This is a genomic window from Burkholderia sp. E168m23 (assembly GCF_016586125.1).
Taxonomy (GTDB): domain Bacteria; phylum Pseudomonadota; class Gammaproteobacteria; order Burkholderiales; family Burkholderiaceae; genus Burkholderia; species Burkholderia orbicola.
The window spans coordinates 1-1229 of sequence record NZ_BCPP01001408.1 but is presented as its reverse complement, the minus strand read 5'-3'; the positions used below and the strand labels follow the sequence as shown (position 1 = coordinate 1229).

Sequence of the window (1229 nt, the reverse complement as noted above, 5' to 3'; positions counted from 1 at the left end):
TCCGCACGACGCTCACGGCGGTCGGACTCATCCTCGTGTGCCTGGCCGCCGCGGTCGGCGGGCTCGGCCTTTACGCGCTGAATCACGCGAGCCGTTCGCTCGACGAGATCGCGCACGTCGACCTGCCGGCGATCCACACGCTGGACGACACGGCCGCGTACCTGCTGCGCTCGCGCGTCGCGCTCGATCGCTTTCGTACGCTGACCGAAGCCGGCAATGCGGCCGACGCGGCGAAGGTGCTCGACCGCGCGCAGGAGCTGTATGCGAAGTCGAACCAGAACTGGCAGACGTTCCAGTCGACGCCGAAGCTCGGCGTCGAGCAGGCGCTCGTCGACGAGCTCACCGCGCGTTACGCGACGATCATGAAGGAAGGCGTCGAACCGGAATTCGCCGCGGCGCGCGCGGGCGACATGGCCGCGTACCACGCGATCGCCGACGCGAAGATCAGCCCGATGTTCGTCGCGTTCGACCAGACGGCGGCGGCCGTGATCGCCGCGCTGCAAAAGCGCGCGGAAGAACGCCAGGCCGCGACGCAGTCGCAGATCTCGATGATGATCGCGCTGATCGCGGCCGGCATCGCGCTCGCGTTCGTCGTCGTGATCGCGATCCGCTTCGTTCTGCGCGGGCTGATCGTCCAGCCGATCGAGGACGCGATCGCGCACTTCGAGCGCATCGCCGGCGGCGATCTCACGCAACCGGTGAGCGTGTTCAGCACGAACGAGATCGGCCGCCTGTTCGGCGGCATCAAGCGGATGCAGGACGCCGTCACGACGATGGTGCAGGCCGTGCATCGCGGCACCGAATCGATCGACGTCGGCGCGCGCGAGATCGCGAGCGGCAACATCGACCTGTCGCAGCGCACCGAGGAGCAGGCCGCCTCGCTGCAGGAAACCGCATCGAGCATGGAGCAGCTGACGGGCACCGTGCGGCAGAACGCGGAAAACGCGCGGCAGGCGAGCCAGCTCGCGGTGAACGCGTCGGACATCGCGACGCAGGGCGGCGACGTGGTCGGCCAGGTCGTGTCGACGATGCAGGACATCGCGGCGAGCTCGGGCAAGGTCGTCGACATCATCGGCACGATCGAGGGCATCGCGTTCCAGACCAACATCCTCGCGCTGAACGCGGCCGTCGAAGCGGCGCGGGCCGGCGAGCAGGGCCGCGGCTTCGCGGTGGTCGCGGGCGAGGTGCGTTCGCTCGCGCAGCGCAGCGCGAGCGCCGCGAAGGAAATC

Annotated in this window: 1 protein-coding gene; it reads left to right on the top strand. The window is 69.2% G+C overall.

The genetic code is table 11. The features are described from left to right. Window positions 1–1229 (top strand): Tar ligand binding domain-containing protein (locus JMF90_RS37705; RefSeq protein WP_201326408.1); only part of this gene is annotated, 1229 nt, incomplete at both ends.